This is a genomic window from Flavobacterium psychrophilum DSM 3660 = ATCC 49418 (assembly GCF_002217405.1).
Classification (GTDB): Bacteria; Bacteroidota; Bacteroidia; order Flavobacteriales; family Flavobacteriaceae; genus Flavobacterium; species Flavobacterium psychrophilum.
Genome location: NZ_MUHE01000011.1, coordinates 1 through 25,040, shown reverse-complemented (window position 1 = coordinate 25,040; position 25,040 = coordinate 1). Strand labels below are relative to the sequence as shown.

Genomic DNA, 25,040 nt, shown 5'->3' with positions numbered 1-25,040 from the left:
TCTATGACAAACAATACTTTTTTAGAAAATCTAGTTAGCAAACTACTATCGGAAAAAAACACAATTCTTTCCGAAACAACCATCATTCTACCCAACAAACGAGCTAAAATATTCCTGCTCGAAGCATTTAAAAAAAAACTACCCCATTTTACTTTTGCACCAGAAATTACTAGTATAGAAGACTTTATTCAAGAAATCGCAAATATCCGATCTATAGATTCTATAGAATTACTTTTCGAATTTTATACCGTTTACTTATCGGTAACAGCAAAAGAAAAGCAACAAACACTCGAACAGTTTTCTAATTGGGGCAAAACATTATTACAAGATTTCAACGAAATTGATCGGTACCTTCTAGATCCGAAACATGTATTTTCCTATCTCCAAGACATCGAAGTCATCAAGCGATGGGGAATCGAAATAGAAGACAAAACCACATTAATAGATAATTATCTAGAATTCTGGAAACTACTTCCTTTGTATTACGACACCTTTTATACGCATCTCAAAAACAAAGAAATTGGCTATCAGGGCCTAATTTATAGGGAAGCAGTAACTAATCTTGAGGAATTTATTACTGCCTTCAAAAACAAAAAAATTGTTTTCGCTGGCTTTAATGCCTTAAATCAGGCGGAAGAAAAAATCGTACAACAACTAATTGCCAAAGATATTGCATCTATTTATTGGGATATAGATGCCGTATTTTTAAACGATTATTCTCACGATGCGGGATTATTTGTAAGGCGTTTCAAAAGTTCTTGGTCACATTACAAAACCAATCCTTTCGAGTGGGTTTCTACTAATTTTTCTGAAGATAAAAACATTCAAATTATTGGCACTGCAAAAGCCATTGGTCAAGCCAAAATTGTTTCTGGCATAATCAACAAGCAAATTTCAGACAATCCAAATGCTTCTTTAGATAAAGTAGCTTTAGTACTTGGCGACGAAAACATGCTTATCCCAATGCTACATTCTCTACCAGCAAGTGTTGGCAGTTTGAATATTACCATGGGCTATTCTAGCAAAAACAATCCTATCCAATTGTTGATCGCCAAGTTGTTTAAAATGCACAACAATGCTTTAAATAGAAGCGAATCTAGTTATGTTTTTTACTATAAAGACGTGCTAGATGTACTATCGAATCCAATTATAGAATCGTACGTAAATGCCTCTAAGGTCATTTATACCATCAAAAAAAACAATTATACGTTTATAACACATCAAAAAGTTGTTTCGTTTCAAGAAAATCCGAACCGTCTTTTTGAATTACTTTTCCAGAAATGGAATCAGAAACCTATCGAAATATTAGAACTTATTTGCGAAATATTATTAATTATCAAATCTAATCTAGAGTCGATTTCAGAAGAAGATAAAGTCGTAAAAACCTTTTTGTATTCGATATATAAAGTCATTAATAAACTAATCACGTATTGTTCTAAAAATGAATATATCGAGAATATTGACACTTTACATACCATTTACAAACAAGTTATCGATCTTGCTGAAGTTTCTTTTGAAGGCGAACCTTTGTCTGGATTGCAAATTATGGGCGTTTTAGAAAGTCGTGTTTTAGATTTTGAAACCGTTATCATAACCTCGCTAAATGAAGGCAAATTTCCTGCAGGAAAAACCGTCAATTCATTTATTCCCTATGATGTAAAACGAGAATTAGGCTTACCCACTTATAAAGAAAAAGATGCTATTTACACGTATCATTTTTACCATTTGTTACAACGTGCGAAAAATATTTATTTGCTTTATAACACCGAAAGTGACGGTTTAGATGGTGGCGAAAAAAGCCGCTTCATTACACAATTAGAAGTCGAAAAACAACCCAAACACAATTTGACTCATGAAATCATTCAGCCTGTTGTACCAAATATTGCATCGAAAACAATTGTAATTCCAAAAGCAAAATCAGCAATGATACGATTGAAAGAAATTGCAACAGGAAAAGGATTTTCGCCTTCGGCATTAACGACTTATATCAGAAATCCGATACAGTTTTATTTTCAAAGAATATTATCTATCCGAGAATCTGAAGAAGTAGAAGAAAATATCGCATTAAATACTTTAGGAACAATTATTCACCAAACCCTAGAAGCATTATACAAACCAATCATCAATAAATTTTTAACTACTGATGATTTGAACAAAATGTTGGCTGTTGCCAATGATGAAGTACTCAAACAATTTAAAGAAATTTATAAAGAAGGAGAAGTTAAAAAAGGAAAAAATCTTTTGGCTTTTGAAGTCGCAAAGCGAAATGTTTTTAATTTTTTAATTGAAGAAAAAAAGCAAATTGAAAATGGCGATGTTGTAAAAATCTTGGCATTAGAAACACCTCTGGAAAGAATCTTAGAAGACAATAGCTTGCCTTTTCCAATAAAAATTGCTGGAAATGTAGATCGAATAGAAATTAGAAACAATAAAATTCGAATTATAGACTACAAAACTGGAAAAGTAGAAAAAAATAGTGTTCAGCTAAAAGACTGGAACGGGCTAACTTTAGACATAAAAAACGACAAAATTATTCAATTACTCTGCTATGCTTTTATGTATGAAAAACAAGCAAATGGTTTAGAAATAGAAGCCGGAATCATCTCATTTAAAAACATGAAAGGAGGATTTTTGCCCTTTGGAATAAAGCAAGGCAAAGAAATTTTAATCAATATAAATTCTGAAATCCTAGAACATTTTAAAACTGAAATTATTATTTTAATTAACGAAATTTTGAATATTGAGATTCCTTTTGAAGAAAAAACAATCTAATACTTCTTAAAAAAATCGAACAATATTTTCTCTAATTGATCACGATTTTCAATATGACTCATGTGACCGTCAGGAAAAAAAACTAGTTGCACATTAGTACCTTCAATTTGTTTGATGTTTTCCTCGTAGTTAAGCACGCCGTCTTTTTTGCCAAGAATAAGCAGTTTAGGATATGTGGTAAGATGCAATAAATGTTCTTTGTTTTTTCTAAGTTTCATACCTTCCTGAGCTGCGATATATCCTTGCAAAGGAGTTTTTAGCGCTTCGGTTTTTACCTGATTTATTTCAGATATAAGATTTTCCCGATTGTTAATACTAAATAAATTTGCAATAGATATTTGCACTAAAGAAGCATATTCCTTGTGTGCCATTTTTATGGCTCGATTTCTATTTATTTTTCGCTCATGGTCATCGGCATAAGTGGTCGAGTTTAACAAGACGAATCCATTGGTGTTTTCTGGATATAATTCGGCAAAAGCCAAAGCAATATAACCCCCCATAGAATGGCCTACGAAAATAGATTTTTTAATTTTTAAGTGTCGCAAAACGCTATAAACCATATCAGCTTGGTCTTCCATTGTATGCACATACCCCAAACATTCGGATTTTCCGTGGCCTAATAAATCGATAGTTATAATCCGATAGTTTGCTGCAAATGATGAGATATAAGAATCCCACATAGTCGAATTCTCAAGAAAACCATGAAGCAAAACAATAGCAATTCCTTTTCCAACATCGGAATAAGAGATTTTTGTGTTTTTGTAGCGTAAATTATTCATCATTGCAAAAGTAGGCTTTAATGAATAATTTACGAATTATTTTTTTGAGCATCTATTTAAAAATAAAAACGGCTTACATTGCTGTAAACCGTTTTAAAACTTATGATAAAAATTACGAATTCATCAAACTCTCTATCTCCTCTACTTCAATAGGAATATTTTTCATTAAGTTAAAAGGTTCTCCTTTTTCTTGAATAATAAGATCATCTTCTAATCGAATTCCGAAACCTTCGGCTGGTATATAAATACCTGGCTCGACAGTAAATACCATATTGGCTTTCATAGGTTCGTGCAACAATCCGTAATCGTGGGTGTCTAACCCCATGTGGTGCGATGTTCCGTGCATAAAATATTTTTTGTATGCTGGCCATTCTGGGTTTTCGTTTTGCACATCAGCTTTATCTAGCAAGCCTAAACCAAGTAATTCTGAAGTCATAATTTTGCCCACTTCAACCTGATAAGGCTTCCATAAAGTTCCTGGCGTAAGCATTTTTGTAGCTTCATTTTTTACATTTAAAACTGCATTGTAAACTGCTTTTTGCCTGTTTGTAAATCGACCCGAAACAGGAATCATTCTGGTCATATCGCTAGAATAATTAGCATACTCGGCACCTACATCAAGCAAAATTAAATCACCTTCTTTACATGGCTGGTTGTTCTCTATATAATGTAAGACATTTCCGTTGTTTCCCGAAGCAATAATTGGCGTGTAAGCAAACCCTTTAGAACGATTTCTAAGAAATTCGTGCATCAGTTCGGCTTCAATCTCATATTCCATAACGTTTGGTTTAACGAATGAAAGCAAACGTCGAAAACCTTTTTCGGTAATATTACAAGCTTCTTGCATCAAATCTAATTCTTCGCTTTCTTTGATAGAACGAATGCGCTGCAGGATAGGATTAGATTTTTCTACTTTGTGTGCAGGATAATTTTCTTTCCACCATTTAATAAAACGAGATTCACGGGTTTCGGTTTCAATAGTTGCACGATAATGTTCATTTGTATTAATGTACATTGTTTCGGCGTAAGCCATTATTTCTTTTAATGTTTTATGAAAATCTTGCAACCAAATTACACTTTTTATACCAGAAACTTCAAAAGCACGATCTTTAGTTAGCTTCTCGCCTTCCCAAATGGCAATATGTTCGCTGGTTTCTTTTAGGAATAAAATTTGCTTAAGATGCTCGTAAGGTGCATCGGGAAAAAGCAACAACACACTTTCTTCTTGATCTACTCCAGACAGATAAAATATATCGCGATGTTGCGCAAATGGCAATGTACTATCGGCAGAAACTGGATATATATCATTCGAATTGAAAATAGCTACACTATTAGGTTTCATCTGAGCTATAAACTTCGCTCTGTTTTTGATGAAAAGCTGAGAATCTATTTGATGGTATTTCATGGTTTTAAATTATTATATTTTTAGATTGTTAGTTAATTTGAAATCAAAATTAAGGAATAATATGATTTTTATTGTAGACAAATGCCGTTATTTTTTAAAAACTAACCCCAACTACAATATTATACCGTTTTAATTTTAAAATACTGTAATATTTGGTTTGCACATTGTCATCCAGAGTAGCGAGGATTCTCACAATCTGAATGCCTTGATAGGATTTTTGATGCCTCACAATAGTAACCGTGCATTTATTATTTCAAATAAATCGAAGAATAAAATGGTATTATAACAAAGAAATTAGCTATCGCCAGATCGAAGAACAAAAGCGTTTTCCTGAATTACCAATACTGCTTTGAGTGATATTATTTACTGGCAAAATTTTTCGCAAAAGCAATTACTGTTTTTTATCTGTTTAAAAACCAATTACATAATTTTTTTTTGTTTTTCGATATAACTATCCGACTGTAGTCTTAGCAGTTCGATAGCTCCTTTTTTTTTGTATTCGTAAAGGGCTTTTTCGTCTTTTATATCGGCATAAATTTTATCATAAATAGAAGCGTCTGTTTGTATTTGAAGTTTTCGCTGATAATCATTTTGTTCGATATGTGCTTTTAGAGCCGTATCGTTATCTGCTAATTTATAATCATATTCTCCTTTTGGAGATAATAATTTAGCAATGATTGGAGAGGTTTCAATTGCCAAAAACAAAAGCATAATAAAAAATGACGGAAGCGATGGTAATTTCCCTAACGCATTTATTCGAGCCATCAAACCGTCGAAACTATCAATAATGGGTTGTGTTTCGGTTATCTTTTTATCTAAATCGGTTTGTAGTGTTTTAGATTTCTTCTCTTTTTCGGCAATTTTAACCAAATTGTGCTTTTGCAAAGTATCTAACTCTTTTTTTGCTAAATCATGCTTTGCTATTTTTTCTTTAAAAACAGGGCCTTTACCTAATTTTTTTGTGCCAGCAGTTCCTTCTGCTTCTGCAATATAGGTCTGATAATAAGCATTTACCTCTTTTTCTTTTTTAGAAATCTGAGATTTCAAACTATCTATTTCAGATTTATTTTTATCTAAATCGGATTTAAAATAATCTGAAACTTGTTTTTTATTGGCCATAGCCAATTGATTTTTCTCTTTTAATAAAACAGTATTTATCTCTTTTTCGAAAATTTTAATTTCTAATGGTTTCGAAATTACAATGGCAATAATAATGGCTAAAACGATTCGTGGCATTGCTTGCAGAAATTCGTTCTTTAGTTGGTCACGTTTTCTGATGGTAGAAACAATAAATCGGTCGAGATTGAAGATGAGTAAACCCCAAATAAATCCAAAAAAACTTGCCGCAAAAACATCATCGAAAACGGTAAAAAGCGCATAACTACTAGCCAGAAAAGCCATAATAGCCGTAAAAAAAACAGTTGCGCCAATACCAGCATACTTGGTTTGTTCGCCTTCGGAGCAGGTGGAAAGTAAATCCCTATCTGAGCCGGAACACAGAATAAAAAAACGTTTTAACATGATCGATTTTGATTTGATTGATGATATACAAATTTAACGCCAATTTTTTGATATTGTTTTAATTGAATGAATATATTTATAAATTTAGCTCATCAACTAATTAAATTCAACAAACTGATTGATAGGTTTTTATACACTTAAATTTCATTCGAACAAAAGCCTTTATTTTTTACATGACGAAAATAATTTATTGCCTCTTTTAGCATTATTTTTTATATCTGTAACCATTAGAATTATTTATTATGCCCTTTTATTATTCAATTTACCAAAATAATAAACGCCGTTTATACCAAGGAACGAGCAATCTCATAATCTGAATGACTTAATGAGATTCCTGTCTTGGAAATAATAATATCCGCAACAAATACTAGCGTGTGTGTTTTTTTTTTTACAAAATGGTATTAAAGAAAAATACCAGTTATTTAATTGCAACTGCTGTGCACAGAAGCCCTTAAACAATAATTTTAAGAAGAAGCGATTTTTTTTACAACAAACTAACAGACAAATATTTATATCCTAAAATATTTAAAAAAAACAGTTATATATCTTTTGTCTTTATACAAAAACTGGTCTATATAGATAAACATTAGATTTGAAATTAATCGAATTTAGTCCTAACCAAGAATTATAAAAACTGGATGTAAACCTAATTGCTACATCCAATTTTTTTAGTTTGATTTATTTCCCACAGTCAAATACAAATGCAGGAGGAAGGTTTAGAAAAGTAAAATTAATTTTTACTTTCCTGTAAAGAGATTTTAGCTTTGATAAAGCATTTAATGAATATTGAAACTGGATATACTTTCCTTTTTCTGACAATACCTTAAATGAATTTTTTAAAATTCCCTCTACCACTTCGTCTGGAATCATAGCAAATGGTAAGGAAGAAATTATATAATCTGCTTTTTCTTTGTGGTTAACCTTTAAATAATGTTCTATTTTTTCGGCGCTATCATTAATAACAACCAATCTCTTGTCTTTTATTTTTATTAGCTCTTCATAAAAAGCAGTATTTATTTCGAATGCTAACAATAGGGCATTCGGATTCATTTTTTCTAATAATTTATGTGTAAAAATCCCTGTTCCTGCTCCGAATTCGACGATGCAATTTGCAGTATCAAAATGAATAGGTTTTAGCATCTTTTTGGCAAGAAAAGAGGAACTTGGCGACAAAGCACCAATGGTTCCTCCTGATTTAAAAACTTCTGAGATAAACTTTTTTTTGCTCAAGGTTATGTGATTATTTGCTTAATTCTACAAAATACTTGTAAAATAATGGAATAGTTTCAATTCCTTTCAAGTAATTAAATATACCGAAATGTTCGTTTGGCGAGTGAATGGCATCACTATCTAAACCAAATCCCATAAGGATTGTTTTGCTTTTTAGCTCTTTTTCAAATAAAGCTACAATTGGTATACTCCCGCCAGAGCGTACTGGAATTGCTGGAACCCCAAAGGTTTCAGTATAAGCCATATTTGCTGCTTTGTAGCCAATACTATCTATTGGGGTTACATAACCTTGACCTCCGTGGTGGGGTTTCACTTTGACGGTAACACCCGCAGGGGCAATACTTTCGAAATGTTTAGCAAACAAATTGGTAATAACTTCCCAGTCTTGGTTGGGAACCAATCGCATCGATATTTTTGCAAAGGCTTGACTCGCAATTACTGTTTTTGCGCCTTCGCCTGTGTAGCCTCCCCAAATTCCGTTTACATCTAATGTTGGTCGGATAGAATTTCTTTCGTTTGTAACATATCCTTTTTCTCCATAAATGTCGTTTAGATTGAGTGCTTTCTTGTAATTATCTAAATTAAATGGTGCTTTTGCCATTTCGGTTCTTTCTTCGAGCGATAATTCTTCTACATTATCATAGAATCCCGGAATGGTAATGTGATTGTTTTCGTCATGAAGAGAAGCAATCATTTTTGCTAAAACATTAATAGGATTAGCAACGGCACCACCGTATAAACCAGAATGCAAATCTCGGTTTGGCCCAGTAACCTCTACTTCTACATAACTTAAACCACGCAATCCTGTTGTAATTGATGGTTGCTGGTTAGAAATCATACCAGTGTCAGAGATTAATATAACATCGCAAGATAATTTTTCTTGATTTTGTTCTACAAACCAAGAGAGCGATTTAGAACCTACTTCTTCTTCGCCTTCAATCATAAATTTAACGTTACAAGGCAAATTGTTATTAGCAATCATATATTCGAAAGCCTTAACGTGCATGTACATTTGCCCTTTATCATCACAAGATCCACGGGCGAAAATAGCGCCTTCAGGATGAATATCTGTAATTTTTATTACTGGTTCGAATGGCGGAGAGGTCCATAATTCTATAGGATCTGCTGGCTGCACATCATAATGACCGTAAACTAATACAGTTGGTAAATTTTTATCGATTATATGTTCTCCAAAAACGATTGGATAACCTGGTGTTTCACAAATTTCGACAAAATGACAACCCGCTTTTTCAAGACTTGTTTTTACTGCTTCTGAAGTTTTAATCACGTCTTTTGAGTAAGCTGCATCTGCACTTACTGAAGGAATTTTTAATAATTCTATTAATTCATCTATGAATCGTTGCTTATTTTCTTGAACGTATTTTTTTATAGTATTCATTTTTAACTAATTACGAATTAATATTTTCGAATTACAAGCGAACTCGTTTTCAAATTCAAAAATACAATAAAAAAAATCATAATTCATAATCTATAATTCAAAAATATGTTTTATATTTGCACTCAGGATTTCGCGGATATGGTGAAATTGGTAGACATGCCAGACTTAGGATCTGGTGCCGCAAGGCGTGTAGGTTCGAGTCCTATTATCCGCACAAAATTTTCAAGACTTAATTAACTACAAAATAGTTTTTTAAGTCTTTTTTTTTGCATACTATTTTTATAAAGCAACTCCGTTTTATAAACAAAAACAGAGATCAATCCTAAAACCTGTAGATTGACCCCTTTTTAGGCTAACTAATCTTTATGCGTAAAATTATGTCACTCGACAACTTTAAAAACTTGATTCCTTTTATTAAACACTGAAGACATCGTTTAATTTTAGTCACCCTTTTGGGTACTTTAAAAAGCAAAAACCGTTTAAAATCAATGACTTTAAACGGTTTTTTGTACCCGGAGCCGGGCTCGAACCGGCACGGTTTCCCACAGGTGTTTGAGACCAGCGCGTCTACCAATTCCGCCATCCGGGCTTATTAGCAGTCAAAATTAAAACATAAATTTTAATTCCGTGAGTGCAAATGTAAATATTTTTTTTGCAATTCATAAAAAATTACTTAAAAATTTTCTTTTTTACTTCGATTTAATTCCTAAATTTGCAACTCGGTAAAACGAAACACGACTAACTAACTACAAAACAACGAATTAATGCCACACCTAGAACCCGAAGCAAAAGTATTTGCCTGTTCGCAAAGTGTTTACCTAGCAGAAAAAATAGCCGCAAGCTACGGAACAACGCTAGGAAAAGTAACGTTCTCGCAATATAGTGATGGAGAATTCCAGCCTTCTTATGAGGAATCAATAAGAGGATTGCGTGTATTTATTGTATGTTCTACATTTCCAAGTGCAGATAACTTGATGGAATTATTACTAATGATAGACGCTGCAAAAAGAGCTTCTGCAAGACACATAACAGCTGTAATACCATATTTTGGATGGGCACGTCAAGACAGAAAAGACAAGCCAAGAGTGCCAATTGGAGCAAAACTGGTCGCAAAATTACTCGAAACAGCAGGCGCAACACGTATCATGACTATGGACCTTCATGCAGATCAGATACAAGGTTTTTTCGAAAAACCAGTAGACCATCTTTTTGCATCGACTATTTTCTTGCCGTATGTAGAAAGTTTAGGCTTAGAAAATTTAACCATTGCATCGCCAGATATGGGAGGTTCTAAAAGAGCTTATGCGTACTCTAAATTCTTAGGGTCAGACGTTGTAATTTGCTACAAACAAAGGAAAATAGCCAACGTAATTGATACGATGGAATTAATAGGTGAAGTAAAAGGAAGACATGTAATCTTAGTAGATGACATGATAGATACCGGAGGCACTTTGGCGAAAGCCGCAGATTTAATGATAGAAAAAGGAGCGTTAAGCGTAAGAGCAATATGCACGCATACTATCTTATCTGGAGAAGCTTACGAAAAAATAGAAAATTCAAAATTACTTGAATTGATAGTAACAGATTCTATCCCGTTAAAGAAAGCATCTAAAAAAATAAGAGTTGTGAGTTGTGCACCTCTCTTTGCAGAAGTTATGAACATGGTACACCACAACAATTCTATTAGCGGAAAATTTTTAATGTAAGACATTAATCAAATCTCTTACAGCTAAAAAGGCTATTGCCAAAAGCTTATTGACAAATAAATTATTTATTAACTATATTTTTTTAAAATGAAATCGATTACAATTAAAGGATCAGAAAGAGAAAGCGTAGGAAAAGTTGCTACTAAAGCCTTACGTAATGCTGGAGCGGTTCCTTGCGTATTATACGGAGGAGATCAACCAGTGCACTTTTCAGCAGATGAAAGAGCGTTCAAATCATTGGTTTACACTCCAAACGCACACACAGTTGTGATTGAAGTTGAGGGCGGAAAGTCTTACAATGCAGTAATGCAAGACATTCAAGTACACCCAGTTACTGACAAAATTTTACACCTTGATTTTTATCAATTATTTGAGGACAAAGAGGTTACTATGGAAGTTCCTGTAAGAATCATAGGAACATCTCCAGGTGTATTATTAGGTGGTGTTTTACGTCTTAACTCACGTAAATTGAAAGTAAAAGCTTTGCCAGCTAACCTACCAGACTTCTTAGATGCAGATATTTCTCCTCTAGAAATGGGTAACAAAATTTATGTTACAGCTTTGGCTAACGAAAAATACAAAATCCTACACCCAGAGAACACTGTTGTTTGTCAAGTAAGAATTTCTCGTGCCGCTATGAAAGCTGCTCAAGAAGCTGCAAAAGCCGCAAAAGCACCTGCAGGGAAAAAGAAAAAATAATTTGCAAGCATATTTTTTGCAAGAAAGCGCTCCAATTGGGGCGCTTTTTTTATAGATTTATTTTTTTTCTTATACCAAAGTTTGACTTAAATTCGTAAATTCGTAACTTATTTTTTTTTCAAACTTACAAAACCTACAAAAATGCCGTTGCAAAACACAAACCCTACCACCACAGAAGCTTGGCAGAAACTCGAAAAACATTTTCTAGAAACCAAAAACATTTCTATGCAAGAAATGTTTCAAGAAGACAATAATCGTGCAGAAAAATTTCATATAAAATGGGAGGATTTTCTTGTAGAATATTCAAAAAACAAAATAAATCAAACAACCATAAATTTACTTTTAGACTTAGCCAACCAAGTTGGACTAAAAGATGCAATAGAATCTTACTTTTCTGGCAAAAAAATTAACACCACAGAAGATAGGTCTGTTTTACATACCGCACTAAGAGCCCACAAAAACGATACTATTCTAGTAGATGGCAAGAATATAATTCCTGAAATTTATGAAGTAAAGGATAAGATGAAATTATTCTCGGAGGCTATTATAAATGGTAAAAGAACAGGTTACTCAGGAAAAACATTTACAGACATTGTAAATATAGGCATTGGAGGATCAGATTTAGGACCAACAATGGTTGTAGAAGCACTTCAGTTTTACAAAAATCATCTAAAGACTCACTTTGTGTCTAATATAGACGGAGATCATGTAACAGAAATTATAAAAAAGCTAAACCCAGAAACTACTCTTTTTGTTATTGTTTCTAAAACATTTACAACACAAGAAACATTAACAAACTCAGAAACCATCAAAGAATGGTTTCTAAAATCTGCTAATAATGAAGATATTGCCAAACATTTTGTTGCAGTTTCTACCAATATAAAAAACGCTACCGATTTCGGAATTGATCAAGACAATATTTTCCCAATGTGGAACTGGGTTGGCGGACGATTTTCACTCTGGAGTTCCGTTGGGCTTACAATTAGCCTAGCAATAGGCTTTGATAATTTCGATAAATTATTGGCTGGAGCAAATAAAATGGACAATCATTTTAGAAACACCACTTTCGATAAAAACATTCCCGTTATCCTTGCCTTACTAAGCATCTGGTATAACAATTTTTTTGGCAGCGAAAGTGAAGCTGTTATTCCATATACACAATATTTACAAAAATTCGTTCCTTATTTGCAACAAGGCACTATGGAAAGCAATGGAAAAAGCATAGACCGAAACGGCAATCGAATAAACTACCAAACAGGAACAATCATTTGGGGAGAACCTGGTACTAATTGCCAACACGCGTTTTTACAACTAATACACCAAGGAACAAAACTAATCCCGACAGATTTTATAGGCTTCACAAAACCATTACATGGCAACAAAGAACATCATGACATGCTAATGTCTAACTTTTTCGCACAAACAGAAGCATTGCTTTATGGTAAAACAGAAGCTCAAGTAAGGTTCGAGTTAGAAAAACAATCTATTTCTGAAGAAAAAACAGACTTCTTAATTCCGTTTAAAATTTTTGAAGGAAACAAACCTACAAACACCATTTTAATTAAAGCATTAACCCCAGAAAACTTAGGGTCGTTAATTGCTATGTACGAACATAAAATCTTCACTCAAGGCATTATTTGGAACATATTTAGCTACGACCAATGGGGAGTTGAACTTGGCAAACAGCTAGCGAACTCTATTTTGGAAGAAATTAACACAAAAAACGTTAAAAATCACGATGTTTCAACAAATTTTTTAATAAATTTTTTTACACATAACAGCTAAAAAATAACTTTTTTTTGTTTTTTTTATCCTTTTATATCAATAAAAATAAGATTTAATTAAGAATACCGCAAATTTACATTTTTTCTTGTGTTCAAAAAATTAACATTTAGTTAACGTTTAAAAAAAAATATTGACTGAACTTTGTACCGAAATAATTAATTTTTACCAGAAATGAAAAACATGAAAAAATGGTTTTTAGCAACCTTTTTAATTACCGTATCATCGGTATTTGGACAAGGAAAAATAACAGGTTTCGTTTATGACGAGAACGGTCCCTTACCCGGCGCAAGCATATTAATTGAGGGCGACACAAACGCAATATCAGCTAGTTTTGATGGTAGTTTCACAATTGATTCAGCATCTAAAAACGGGAAAATAGAAATATCTTTCTTAGGATATAAAACAAAAAAAGTAACCTATTCATTTGCACAAGGCGAAAAGATGAATTTAGGAAATATAATTTTATCTAATGATTCGAATCTTCTTGGTGAAGTTGTTATTAAATCGACAGTCATAGACCTTGCGAAAGACAGAAAAACACCTGTTGCCGTATCAACCATCAAAGGGGCAGAAATTAGAGAAAAACTAGGATCACAAGAGTTTCCTGAAATTTTAGCCAACACACCTTCGGTATATGTTACAAAAGCAGGCGGTGGTTTTGGAGATTCTAGAATTAACATTCGTGGTTTCGACCAGAAAAATATTGCAGTAATGGTAAATGGAGTTCCTGTAAACGATATGGAAAGTGGTGCTGTATATTGGAGCAACTGGTCAGGTTTATCTGATGTTACTTCTGCATTACAAGTACAAAGAGGTTTAGGATCGTCTAAATTAGCTATTTCTTCGGTAGGAGGAACTATTAATGTAATTACGAGAACAGCCGACATGAAAGAAGGCGGAACAGTGTCTGCTATGTTAGGAAATAACGATTACCTAAAAACATTGGCTTCATATTCTACAGGGAAAATGAAAAATGGGTTATCGGCCTCGGTATTATTTTGTAACACACAAGGAAGTGGTTATGTAAATGGGACAAAATTCTCAGAACAAAACTATTTTATAGGATTGGGTTATGAGTTTAATGAAAAACACAACATTCAATTCACGTTTACTGGTGCACCACAATGGCACAATCAAAGATCTACTAGTCCTACAATTGCCAAATTTATTAAATATGGTAAAAATGGAGAGCCAAACATACATTATAATTCAGATTATGGGTATTTGAATGGCGAAGAATATAGTTTTAAAACAAATTACTACCACAAACCTGTAGCCTCTTTTAACTACGATTTTAAAATTAATGACAAAACCAAATTATCTACCATTTTATACGGCTCTTGGGGACGTGGCGGAGGTTCTAATGGCGCTGGAGCAATAAGAGGAAATACATTTAATGCCGATAATTTAAGAAACTCAGATGGAACTATCGATGTTAATTTAATACAAGCTTGGAATTCAGGATCACCAGTTTCTATTACACCTTCTACTGGAGGTCTTCCAATCACAACACCTAGAACTCAAACAGGCGGGGCGTATCAAAATGACCTTACTACGACTAATAATGGAGCTAATGGTATTTCTAAAATATCCTCGATAAACTCACACGACTGGTATGGTGGTGTTATTAACTTAAGTAGAAAACTAACCGATAAATTAACATTAGATTTTGGTATTGATGCTAGAACTTATAAAGGATTTCATTATACTAACTTAAATGATTTGTTAGGCGCTACAAATTACAAAGACGTCGCTAATATAAACAATACAAATGGATTAGGAGTTACGCAACCAAGACTATTAAGCGAGGTATATGACACAAAATCTAATTGGAACCCGTTTTTTAACTCGAACAATCAAGAAAGAATTAATTTCAACAATGATGGTATAGTAAAATGGCTAGGAGCATTTACGCAACTAGAGTATAGTACCGAAAAAATTACTGCTTTTATACAAGGTGCCGTTTCGCAACAAGGCTTCAAAAGAGTAGATTATTTCAAGTATAAAACAAGTGATCCGCTAAGTGCTACAGCGAACGAAAAAATCCTTGGTGGAAACGTAAAAGGAGGTGTAAATTACAACCTTAACGAAAAAATGAATGTATTTGTAAATGCAGGGTATTACTCTAAACAACCGTTTTTTAATGCGGTATATCCAAACAACGCTTCATTAGTTAACGGAAATTTAGTTAACGAAAAAATAATTGGTTTTGAAGCAGGTTACGGATTCAAATCATCAAAATTTAATGCAAATCTGAACGTATATCATACTACCTGGAAAGACAGATATCAGAGACAAAATGACACAACTGACCCATTAAATGTTGGTGGTTATTATGATTTCTCAGGAATTACAGAAGTGCACTCAGGTGCAGAATTAGAAATGAACGCAAAACCATTAGCTAAATTAGGATTAAACGCTATGGTCTCTGTAGGTAACTGGGTATACAAAGGAAATAGTTTAAGCAACAGATACGATAATGCAAATAATTCAATTGGAGGAGGAACGCCAACTACTTTATATTTAGATGGACTTAAAGTAGGTGATGCTGCCCAAATGACAGCAAGTATAGGTGCAAACTACGAAATTGCAAAAAGATTAAAAGTTGATGCAAACTACAGATTATCAGACAAACTTTACGCAGGTATTTCTCCAAACAATTTTAAAAATCAAATCAATAAAGGGTCATTAGAATTACCTAATTACGGATTAATGGATGCCGGAATTACCTACAAAATAAACAGAATTAAAGACAGCAAAGATTCATTTACCCTTAGAGTAAACGTAAACAATGTTTTAGATAAAATATACATATCTGAGTCTAGAACCAATCAGTTTACTGCTACAGAAGCAGAGTTTAATTCTCCAACAACCGGAAGCGATGGTTTAGTAGATCCTACAAAAACAGTTACAGCAACAAACGCTCTAAAAGGAACAGGAAACGGACAATATACTTCATACCAAGATTATCAAAACAGAGGCGTTTATAATGGTGTCGATGTAAGAAATCAAGTTTACTTTGGTTTTGGAAGAACATGGAATTTTGGCATAAGCTATAATTTCTAAAAAACAACCTCTTTTTTTTTAAACCATCTGATAACTCAGATGGTTTTTTTATTAAACAACATTATAATACGACTAACCTAATACCAAAAGAAAAAACATATTTGTGGCTAAAAAACAGTCTAGCTCACTTAGCAAACAGTGATACAATAAAGCATTTAAATTCGAAAAAAGTTAAATCATCACAAAAGTTTACACAACACTAATGCTTTGCCTTTTAAATTTTATATATAACTTACATCAGATTTTAATTAACTTTACCAACACAAAATTAGGATATGAAAATTGGACTATACTTCGGAACCTTTAACCCAATTCACATTGGACATCTAATTATTGCCAATCACATGGCCGAGAATTCTGATTTAGACCAAGTATGGATGGTTGTTACCCCTCATAATCCACTAAAAAAGAAAGACACTTTACTCGATGACTACCAACGCTTACATTTAGTAAATCTTGCCACAGAGGACTACCCGAAACTTAAACCCTCAGATATAGAGTTTAAGTTACCGCAACCCAATTATACGGTAAACACTCTAGCGCATTTACAAGATAAATTTCCGTCTTATGAATTTTCGCTAATTATGGGAGAAGACAACCTTAATTCGCTTCACAAATGGAAAAATTACGAAGCAATATTACAAAACCATCAAATTTATGTATATCCCAGATTAAACACTGATACAATTGACAATCAATTTATAAACCATCAGAAAATTCACATCATAAAAGCTCCAATTGTAGAAATATCTTCAACATTTATTCGTGAAAATATAAAAAATAAAAAAAATATCCAACCGCTATTACCTCCCAAAGTTTGGAAATATATAGACCATAGTAATTTTTACAAAAAATAATATTTTAAATTAACATAGTTTTATAACACTTCCGAAGAAACTTTTATAATTTTAAATTTTAAAAATAAAAAGCTATGCTAAACTTCGAATTATACAATCCTACCAATTATATTTTTGGAAAAGATCAAATAGAAAAACTATCAACTCTAGTCCCAAAAAACGCAAAAATTCTTTTGGCGTATGGTGGCGGAAGTATATTTAAAAACGGAATTCACGAACAAGTAATTAAAAATCTAAAAGGTTTTGATGTTATCGAATTTGGCGGAATAGAACCCAACCCACGTTTTGAAACCCTAATGACTGCGGTCGAAATTATTAGAAAAGAAAAAATTAATTTTATACTGGCAGTTGGCGGAGGAAGCGTTATAGATGGTGTGAAATTTATTTCGGGAGCCACGAATTTTGAAGGAAATCCAATAGACATTCTTAAAAACCGAGTCTTATTTACAGATTTATCGAAAGTAATTCCCTTTGGAACCGTACTTACTTTACCAGCAACAGGATCGGAAATGAATTCTGGCGCAGTAGTAACCATCGAAGCAACTCAGGAAAAACTAGTTTTAGGCGGTAGCGCATTGTTTCCAAAATTCTCAATTTGCGACCCAACAGTTATTGCTTCTTTACCAAAAAGACAATTAGAAAATGGTGTTGTCGATGCGTTTACCCATGTCATGGAACAATATTTAACCTATCCGCATGATGCCATTTTACAAGACCGAATTGCGGAAAGCATTTTACAAACATTAGTAGAAATTGGACCAAATGTTGTAAAAAACCCAACGGATTACAAATTAGCCTCTAACTTTATGTGGTGTGCAACAATGGCGCTAAACGGATTAATCCAAAAAGGAGTACCCTCAGACTGGGCAACACACATGATTGGTCACGAGCTTACCGCTTTATACGGGATAGACCACGCCAGAACATTGGCGGTTATTGCACCTAGTTTATATAAAGCAATGTTTGAAACAAAAAAAGACAAACTAGCACAATACGGAGAAAGAATTTTTAATATTACAGGAAACTCAACCGAAGAAAAAGCAGCGAAAGCGATAGAAAAAACTGTCGATTTCTTTCATAAAATGGGTATGCAAACCAAACTATCCGAATATACAGAAGATTACAAAAAATCAGCCGATTTTATTGTAAATCGTTTCGAAACAAGAGGCTGGAAGGCATTAGGCGAAAAACAAAACATCACTTTACAAAAAGTAAAAGAAATTGTAGAGGGTAGCTACTAAAAAATTATCCTATAAATTTCAAAAGGCGTTCAAGAAATAATTTCATGAACGCCTTTTTTTTTAAATGCAAAACAAAATCATTTTAAATTCACTTAACTAACTCATAATTATAACGTTATATTAATTTTTAAATTGTGTAAAAAAACTAAACTTTAAGGTTAAATTTTATAACGCCTTTATTATTGCACCTTTACAGCAATAACTTTCATCTTTATACTATTTTGCTTACTTTTGAAATACTAAATTTTTTGTAATGACTACAAAACCAAAATTTGCCGTAATAGGCGGAGGAAGTTGGGCTACGGCGATCACTAAAATGTTATGCGTAAATCTAAACGAAGTGGCTTGGTATATGCGTAATGAAGACGCTGTAAACCATATTAAAACATACAAACACAACCCAAACTATTTAACTGGGGTTCAATTTGACACTACTAAATTACGACTTACAACAAATATAAATGAAGCCATTGCTTATGCCGATTATATTATTTTTGCCATCCCGTCAGCGTTTTTAAGTAACGAACTAGAAAAAATGACCGAAAGTCTAGATGGTAAAATTATTTTTTCTGCCATTAAGGGAATTGTTCCAGAAACAAGTCTCATTGTTGGAGAACACTTTAATAAGACATACAATATCCCTTTCGATAATATTGGGGTAATTACAGGACCTTGCCACGCTGAAGAAGTTGCCCTAGAACGTTTGTCATACCTAACTATTGCTTGTGGCGACGCCAAAAAAGCCAAAATAGTAGCAAATTGCTTGTCGGGACATTTTATAAAAGCAAAGATTTCGGACGACATTATAGGCACAGAATATGCTGCAATGCTCAAAAACATTTATGCCATTGCAGCAGGAATTGCTCATGGTTTGGGATATGGCGATAATTTTCAATCAGTTTTAATGAGCAACGGCATCCGTGAGATGAAAAAATTCATCAAGAAAGTACACAAAATGAAACGCAACATAAACGATTCTGCATATCTAGGCGATTTGTTAGTTACAGGTTATTCTGTGTTTTCTAGAAACAGAATGTTTGGAAATATGATTGGAAAAGGATACACAGTAAAGTCTGCTCAAATGGAAATGAGTATGGTTGCAGAGGGATATTATGCAACTAAAAGCGCCTGGAAATTAAACCAAAACTACAAAGCAAAAACACCAATTATTAATGCTGTTTACGAGATTTTATACGAAGGAAAAAACGCTAAAAAAGTATTTGAAAAACTAACTGATAAGTTAGATTAATCTTTAGCAAAAATTTAGATTTTGTATATAATACAATACTGTTTTTAAACTGCCCCAAAGAGTATCAACCTATTTGGGGCAGTTCTAAATTATTTTGTTTTCTTAACATATTGTGTCAAAATTACAATATGCTGCCCTTCTACACGTCCTTCTATTTGGTCTGCATTATCCCAAACCAATTTAATATTATGCACAGCAGCACCACGTTTTGCAGTAAAAGTTGCTCCTTTTACATCTAAATCTTTAATTAAAACTACTGAATCTCCGTCTTTTAGGATATTTCCATTTCCGTCCTTATGAATTATTTTTCCTTCTTCATCTTCTCCTTCGCCAGTAGCGGCGGCCCAAACTAAAGTTTCTTCATCAAGATACATCATATCTAATAAATCCTGAGACCAGCCTTCTGGACGCAATCTGTTTAGCATTCTCCATGCCACAACTTGCACGGGTTTATTTTCGTTCCACATACTATCACTAAGACATCTCCAATGGTTCGGATCTGTTGTAGTTGTGTTTTCTACTTGATTTTTGCAAGTAGTACAAACTAAGACTGAATTATCTACAGAGATAGCTTCTTCTTTGGTTAAATGAATTCTTAAATCATCGGCAGAACCACACAATTCACATTTAGAACCGCTTCGATCGTATAATTTTTTTTCTATTGGAGTCATGTTATATTTTTATAAAAAAACCCTAATTCAGAAATATTTATCTTAAATTTTCTGAATTAGGGTTTACTATTTTTTTTTAATTAAATTACAAATTAAAAGAAGCACCTACATTAAATGCAAATTGGTTGTTATAATTACTAAATACTGAAGCATTTGTACTGTATTTTGCAAGAGGAAGACCTGCTTCTCCAAAAACACCAAAACCATCAGTAAAGAAATAACGAAAACCTGCATGAATACCAAAATTTCTTGTTCCCAAATCTAAACCTGGGTAAACGTCCATTTTTTTATCAAGACCTAAAACATTACCTATGTTGGCATTAAATCTTGCTTTAAGATCTACACGATCTAAAAATGCTGGACTTTCGGAACTTAAAGTCAAATCATTAAAATACTCCTGGTTTGCAGATAATGAATAATTAGCAGAAAGACCAATAGAGATGTTTTCGCCAATACCGTAATCTCCTGAGGCAAAAATCCCTTGGGTACCCGTTTGAATATTAGCACCAACTTGTGCTTTAATATCTCCTTTTCCTTTGTAGGCTTGTGCATTTGCGATACTTGCCGAAAGAACAAGTAAAAGTGTCATGATTTTTTTCATCGTAAATATTTTTTTTTTAAAAATATTGGCAAATATAATAAGTTCCTTTTTAATTTCTACCTTTTTCGTTCGAATATAAACAAGGTAAATGATCGCTTTGCCAAAACTGTTTCGTATTTATATCAAGAATTGTTAATGGCCCCAGAAAAGCGGCTCCAGTATCTATATTCCAAATATTGGCTTTATTTATAGGGGTTGTTTCTTCAATTTTCGTAACAGCCGTGTGCCCTATATAAATTTCTTTATATAAGACAAATCTTTTTGGATAATACTTATGAGTGGTTTCTAAACCTTCATTTAATGCCAATGCGGTTTCCCAAAGCGTTCGATCCCAATACAAAATTTTGGGAAAATACTCATGATGTACACCATTTGCATTTGTAAAACCAGCATGCACGAATAGTCGATTATCTGAATCTAAATAATAATTTTGTAATGATTTTAGAAATAGTATGTGCTTTTGTTTTTTTCTTTCTGAAACAGTCTGATAGGCTAAAACGGTAGCCTCCCCTCCGCTTTTGTACCAGAGTTCTAGATTAATATTTTCGGTCTTACAAGCAAGCCAATCTAATAATAATTCGTCATGGTTACCACGAAGAAAAACGCAATGATTTGTTTCTTGCAAAGAAATTAGAAAATCTAAAACCTGTGGCGATTCGCTCCAACCATCTACATAATCGCCTAAAAAAATTAACACATCTGTTTTAGTAACCTTTGCCCTGTCTAAAACCTGTATTAATGCCTTTAATCCTCCGTGTATATCTCCAATAACTAATGTTCTATTCGTAATTTTTGTCATATTTCATTTTTCTTAATACTCTTAAAGCTTCTTTAAAACTCAAATATATTGTGGGATATGGTTTTAACAAACATTTTGCATCAATTAATTTTTGCTTCGCCTCATTAAATCCGTTAAGATAACAAATCATTAATGTAGAAGGCAAATTCTCAAGATCCTTATTTTCCTTTTCGGTTAATGCAAATCTATTTTCGAGTTTCGAGATTAACGATAAATTTGAATTGTAAATATGATACAACATTTTCCTGTTAAATTCTGGCGGTTCAAACAATATTTTGTTTGTTATCTTATAATAACCATTATCAAAAAAAGTAATGATCACTTTTTCTAGCGGATAATAACTAGTTTTATCATTTAGACCAATCGAAATATATTCGGTAATAACAAAACAATTATCATCGAAAGTTATCGAAACCTCATCTTGTGCCGAATAAAAAAGTTTAATTTGCTCGTTTATTAATTCTATATCAACCCGAGAAAAATAGGTTTGATTTTTTATTTTCTTCTTATTCCCGGACCAGCAAACCACAAACAACTCTTTAAAAACCTTATAGTTACTAAACATGTCTTTGTGACGGATATTTATAAAATCTAAAACCCCTTCCAGCGTATAACCAATACTGTTTCTGGAGTTATTCTCGATGCTAATTACCGCTTCTGTATTTTCTTTAGAAAAAGGAATTTTCCCTTCGGCAGGAATCGTATTGCTTCCCACTCGTTTGAAAGTAGAATTGGCAACAATCGTATGAATTCCTTTTCTAAAAAAAGACACTTTATTATTGGGTTTTATAGTTACCAACCCCACAACTTTATCTTTAGGCAAATTAGGAAAAGGCACATTTTCGTACTGAATTTTGGGTGGGTTTTCTAAAAAAGCATTCACTAAATTCTGAATCCTACTATCATCAAAAAAATCGTCGCCTACAATCTCGTTGTCATCATCTTCTACCCCAACTACAATGTAAGAATTATTACTAGGATTAGAATTTGATAAAGCACAAATATGCTTCAGAAATTTTGCTTTTCCTTCACGAGAATGCAAGTTCAACTGACGCTTTTTGTCGTAAAAACTACACTCATCATTGTGAGCCAAAAGATTTTTTATAAGCAGTCGTTTGTTTATCAAAACAGTGTGTTTTTTTTCAATTCTTAAAAATAGGCAAATAGTATCATAAATCATCCTTAAAATTGAATCTTTTAAATAAGTTTTAACCATTTTTTAACATTGTACTTCTAAAAAAAATTTCAATTTGCACCATAATAAAATACAACCTAAATTCACGGCTTTAAAAAAATAAAAATGGAACAAAACACAACGACTTTAGACATTAGAGCAATTAATGAAAAAATAGAAAGAGAAAGTGCTTTTATAGACCTTCTGACTATGGAAATGAACAAAGTAATTGTTGGACAAAAACACATGATCGAGCGTTTGCTTATCGGACTTTTGGGTCAAGGACATATTTTACTAGAAGGTGTTCCTGGTTTAGCAAAAACTTTAGCCATAAATACATTATCGCAAGCGATTCAAGGTTCTTTTAGTCGTATTCAGTTTACGCCAGATTTATTACCTGCCGATGTGGTAGGAACCATGATATACAATATTAAAGCAAATGAATTTTCGATAAAAAAAGGACCAATTTTTGCAAATTTTGTCCTTGCCGATGAGATCAATCGTGCACCAGCTAAAGTACAATCGGCACTTTTAGAAGCCATGCAAGAAAAACAAGTAACTATTGGCGATACTACTTTCAAATTAGAGCGACCATTTCTAGTACTTGCCACACAAAATCCAATCGAACAGGAAGGAACTTATCCTTTGCCAGAAGCGCAAGTAGATCGTTTTATGCTTAAAACAGTTATCGATTATCCAAAAATGGAAGACGAGCGCATGGTCATTCGCCAGAATCTAAATGGAGGATTTTCAAAAGTAAACCCAGTGGTTTCAGTCGAGCAAATTATTCGTGCACAAGAAGCCGTTCGTGAGGTTTATATGGACGAAAAAATCGAAAAATATATTCTCGACATTATTTTTGCCACACGTTATCCAGAAAAATACAAATTAGAATCTTTAAAACCTCTTATTGGTTTCGGAGCATCGCCTCGTGGAAGCATCAATTTGGCAATGGCAGCAAAATGCTACGCTTTTATAAAACGACGTGGTTATGTAATTCCAGAAGATGTTCGCGCAGTGGTACATGATGTATTGCGTCACAGAATTGGAATCACCTACGAAGCAGAAGCTGAAAATGTGACTTCAGTCGATATTATCAACAAAATCGTAAACGAAATAGAAGTTCCCTAAATAGTGATTAGGCAAAAACCATTAGCCACAAGTTAATGCCTATTGCCTATTGCCTATTGCCTTTAGAATATGGATACAAAAGAACTCTTAAAAAAAGTCCGAAAAATAGAAATTAAAACCCGAAGATTGAGCGATCACATCTTCTCGGGCGAATATCACACGTCTTTCAAAGGACGAGGAATGACTTTCTCGGAAGTAAGACAATACCAATATGGCGACGACATTCGTGCCATCGATTGGAATGTGACGGCACGATATAACGAAGCACATGTAAAGGTTTTTGAAGAAGAACGCGAACTTACTATGATGCTCATGGTAGATATTTCTGGTTCGGAAAGTTTCGGAACTAAAAACCAACTCAAAAGCGAAATTGTAACCGAAATTGCCGCCACAATGGCGTTTTCGGCAACTCAAAATAACGACAAAATAGGTTTAATTTTATTTACCGATGAAATCGAGTTATATATTCCGCCTAAAAAAGGGAAACCACACGTACTTAGAATTATTCGTGAACTCATAGAATTTAAACCTAAAAGTAATAAAACAGATATTTCGCAAGCGTTAAAATTCTTATCTGGAACACAAAAAAAGAAAGCCATCGTTTTTATGATTTCCGATTTTATTACAGATCATGATTACGAGAAAACATTAAAAATAGCGGGAAAGAAGCACGATATTACGGGTATTCGAGTATATGATATTCGGGAAGAAAAAATGACAAATATAGGTTTGGTTGCCATGCAAGATGCCGAAACTGGCGAAACACAATGGGTAAATACAAATTCTGCTTCTGTTCGTTTTGAATATGAAAAGTATTATAACGAAAAAGTAAGTTATTTTGCAGCCATCTTTTCAAAATGCGGTTCAGGGACAGTAAGCACAAGAGTCGACGAAAGTTATGTTACAAAATTATTAGGGTATTTTAAATCGAGATAAATGAGTTTAACCACAAAGT

The 25,040-nt window shown here is 33.1% G+C and carries 19 protein-coding genes and 2 tRNA genes; 11 read left to right on the top strand and 10 right to left on the bottom strand.

The features are described 5' to 3' along the window. The first annotated feature begins 3 nt into the window (after window positions 1-3). Window positions 4-2,772: a PD-(D/E)XK nuclease family protein gene (locus B0A57_RS03315; protein ID WP_038465844.1), complete on the top strand. Its 2,769-nt coding sequence runs from the start codon at window positions 4-6 to the stop codon at window positions 2,770-2,772. On the opposite strand, the gene B0A57_RS03310 is transcribed toward B0A57_RS03315, so the two are convergent. The 5 genes from B0A57_RS03310 to B0A57_RS03290 all read right to left on the bottom strand — a co-directional run bounded on the left by B0A57_RS03310 (window position 2,769) and on the right by B0A57_RS03290 (window position 9,106). Further along, entirely contained in the window at window positions 2,769-3,551 is a 783-nt protein-coding gene (locus tag B0A57_RS03310) for an alpha/beta fold hydrolase (protein WP_034097268.1), read from the bottom strand. The two genes, B0A57_RS03315 and B0A57_RS03310, sit on opposite strands and share 4 nt — an antisense overlap. Window positions 3,552-3,663: 112 nt before the next feature. Further along, entirely contained in the window at window positions 3,664-4,956 is a 1,293-nt protein-coding gene (locus tag B0A57_RS03305) for an aminopeptidase P family protein (protein WP_011962330.1), read from the bottom strand. 420 nt (window positions 4,957-5,376) lie between these two features. Further along, window positions 5,377-6,477: a DUF4407 domain-containing protein gene (locus tag B0A57_RS03300; protein ID WP_011962329.1), complete on the bottom strand. Its 1,101-nt coding sequence runs from the start codon at window positions 6,475-6,477 to the stop codon at window positions 5,377-5,379. Window positions 6,478-7,155: 678 nt separating this feature from the next. After that, window positions 7,156-7,707 (bottom strand): class I SAM-dependent methyltransferase, encoded by a 552-nt coding sequence (locus B0A57_RS03295; protein ID WP_011962328.1) that lies wholly within the window; start codon window positions 7,705-7,707, stop codon window positions 7,156-7,158. Between the two features lie 10 nt (window positions 7,708-7,717). Then, complete coding sequence (locus B0A57_RS03290) at window positions 7,718-9,106, bottom strand: dipeptidase (protein ID WP_034097265.1); 1,389 nt, start codon at window positions 9,104-9,106, stop codon at window positions 7,718-7,720. Window positions 9,107-9,238: 132 nt separating this feature from the next. On the opposite strand from B0A57_RS03290, the gene B0A57_RS03285 reads away from it, so the two are divergent. Further along, window positions 9,239-9,320 (top strand) — tRNA-Leu (locus B0A57_RS03285). A gap of 295 nt (window positions 9,321-9,615) precedes the next feature. Here B0A57_RS03285 and B0A57_RS03280 read toward each other — a convergent pair. Continuing rightward, window positions 9,616-9,695: transfer RNA gene (locus B0A57_RS03280), tRNA-Leu, on the bottom strand. 175 nt (window positions 9,696-9,870) lie between these two features. Between B0A57_RS03280 and B0A57_RS03275 the strand changes: the two genes are divergently transcribed. From B0A57_RS03275 to B0A57_RS03245, 7 genes are all read left to right on the top strand, one after another. After that, the gene (locus B0A57_RS03275) at window positions 9,871-10,812 is read left to right on the top strand and encodes a ribose-phosphate pyrophosphokinase (RefSeq protein WP_038465841.1); all 942 of its coding nucleotides are present in this window, start codon (window positions 9,871-9,873) and stop codon (window positions 10,810-10,812) included. A gap of 87 nt (window positions 10,813-10,899) precedes the next feature. Further along, complete coding sequence (locus tag B0A57_RS03270; RefSeq protein WP_011962325.1) at window positions 10,900-11,511, top strand: 50S ribosomal protein L25/general stress protein Ctc; 612 nt, start codon at window positions 10,900-10,902, stop codon at window positions 11,509-11,511. Window positions 11,512-11,652: 141 nt separating this feature from the next. Beyond that, the gene (pgi, locus tag B0A57_RS03265; RefSeq protein WP_034097263.1) at window positions 11,653-13,296 is read left to right on the top strand and encodes a glucose-6-phosphate isomerase; all 1,644 of its coding nucleotides are present in this window, start codon (window positions 11,653-11,655) and stop codon (window positions 13,294-13,296) included. 180 nt (window positions 13,297-13,476) lie between these two features. Further along, a complete protein-coding gene (locus tag B0A57_RS03260; protein ID WP_074460304.1) occupies window positions 13,477-16,362 on the top strand; it encodes a TonB-dependent receptor in 2,886 nt (961 codons plus the stop codon). A 275-nt stretch (window positions 16,363-16,637) separates the two neighbouring features. Continuing rightward, on the top strand, window positions 16,638-17,219 hold the full coding sequence (gene nadD, locus B0A57_RS03255) for a nicotinate (nicotinamide) nucleotide adenylyltransferase (RefSeq protein ID WP_011962322.1): 582 nt from the start codon (window positions 16,638-16,640) through the stop codon (window positions 17,217-17,219). A gap of 74 nt (window positions 17,220-17,293) precedes the next feature. Further along, the gene (locus B0A57_RS03250) at window positions 17,294-18,460 is read left to right on the top strand and encodes an iron-containing alcohol dehydrogenase (protein ID WP_011962321.1); all 1,167 of its coding nucleotides are present in this window, start codon (window positions 17,294-17,296) and stop codon (window positions 18,458-18,460) included. Window positions 18,461-18,713: 253 nt separating this feature from the next. Next, a complete protein-coding gene (locus B0A57_RS03245) occupies window positions 18,714-19,709 on the top strand; it encodes an NAD(P)H-dependent glycerol-3-phosphate dehydrogenase (RefSeq protein ID WP_011962320.1) in 996 nt (331 codons plus the stop codon). An 89-nt stretch (window positions 19,710-19,798) separates the two neighbouring features. On the opposite strand, the gene B0A57_RS03240 is transcribed toward B0A57_RS03245, so the two are convergent. The 4 genes from B0A57_RS03240 to B0A57_RS03225 form a co-directional block, all read right to left on the bottom strand. Further along, a complete protein-coding gene (locus tag B0A57_RS03240) occupies window positions 19,799-20,380 on the bottom strand; it encodes a PhnA domain-containing protein (RefSeq protein WP_011962319.1) in 582 nt (193 codons plus the stop codon). Window positions 20,381-20,465: 85 nt separating this feature from the next. Further along, window positions 20,466-20,981, bottom strand: coding sequence for a DUF6646 family protein (locus tag B0A57_RS03235; RefSeq protein WP_034097257.1), 516 nt, complete (start codon window positions 20,979-20,981; stop codon window positions 20,466-20,468). A gap of 49 nt (window positions 20,982-21,030) precedes the next feature. Then, window positions 21,031-21,780, bottom strand: coding sequence for a metallophosphoesterase family protein (locus B0A57_RS03230; protein ID WP_034097255.1), 750 nt, complete (start codon window positions 21,778-21,780; stop codon window positions 21,031-21,033). Continuing rightward, window positions 21,761-22,906, bottom strand: a complete 1,146-nt coding sequence (locus B0A57_RS03225) for an ATP-binding protein (protein ID WP_034097284.1) — start codon at window positions 22,904-22,906, stop codon at window positions 21,761-21,763. The genes B0A57_RS03230 and B0A57_RS03225 overlap by 20 nt, the downstream gene beginning before the upstream one ends. 174 nt (window positions 22,907-23,080) lie before the next feature. Here B0A57_RS03225 and B0A57_RS03220 point away from each other — a divergent pair, with 174 nt between their 5' ends. Both B0A57_RS03220 and B0A57_RS03215 read left to right on the top strand, forming a co-directional pair. Continuing rightward, a complete protein-coding gene (locus B0A57_RS03220) occupies window positions 23,081-24,085 on the top strand; it encodes an AAA family ATPase (RefSeq protein WP_034097253.1) in 1,005 nt (334 codons plus the stop codon). Window positions 24,086-24,154: 69 nt separating this feature from the next. Beyond that, the gene (locus B0A57_RS03215; RefSeq protein WP_034097251.1) at window positions 24,155-25,021 is read left to right on the top strand and encodes a DUF58 domain-containing protein; all 867 of its coding nucleotides are present in this window, start codon (window positions 24,155-24,157) and stop codon (window positions 25,019-25,021) included. The last annotated feature ends 19 nt before the right edge of the window (window positions 25,022-25,040 follow it).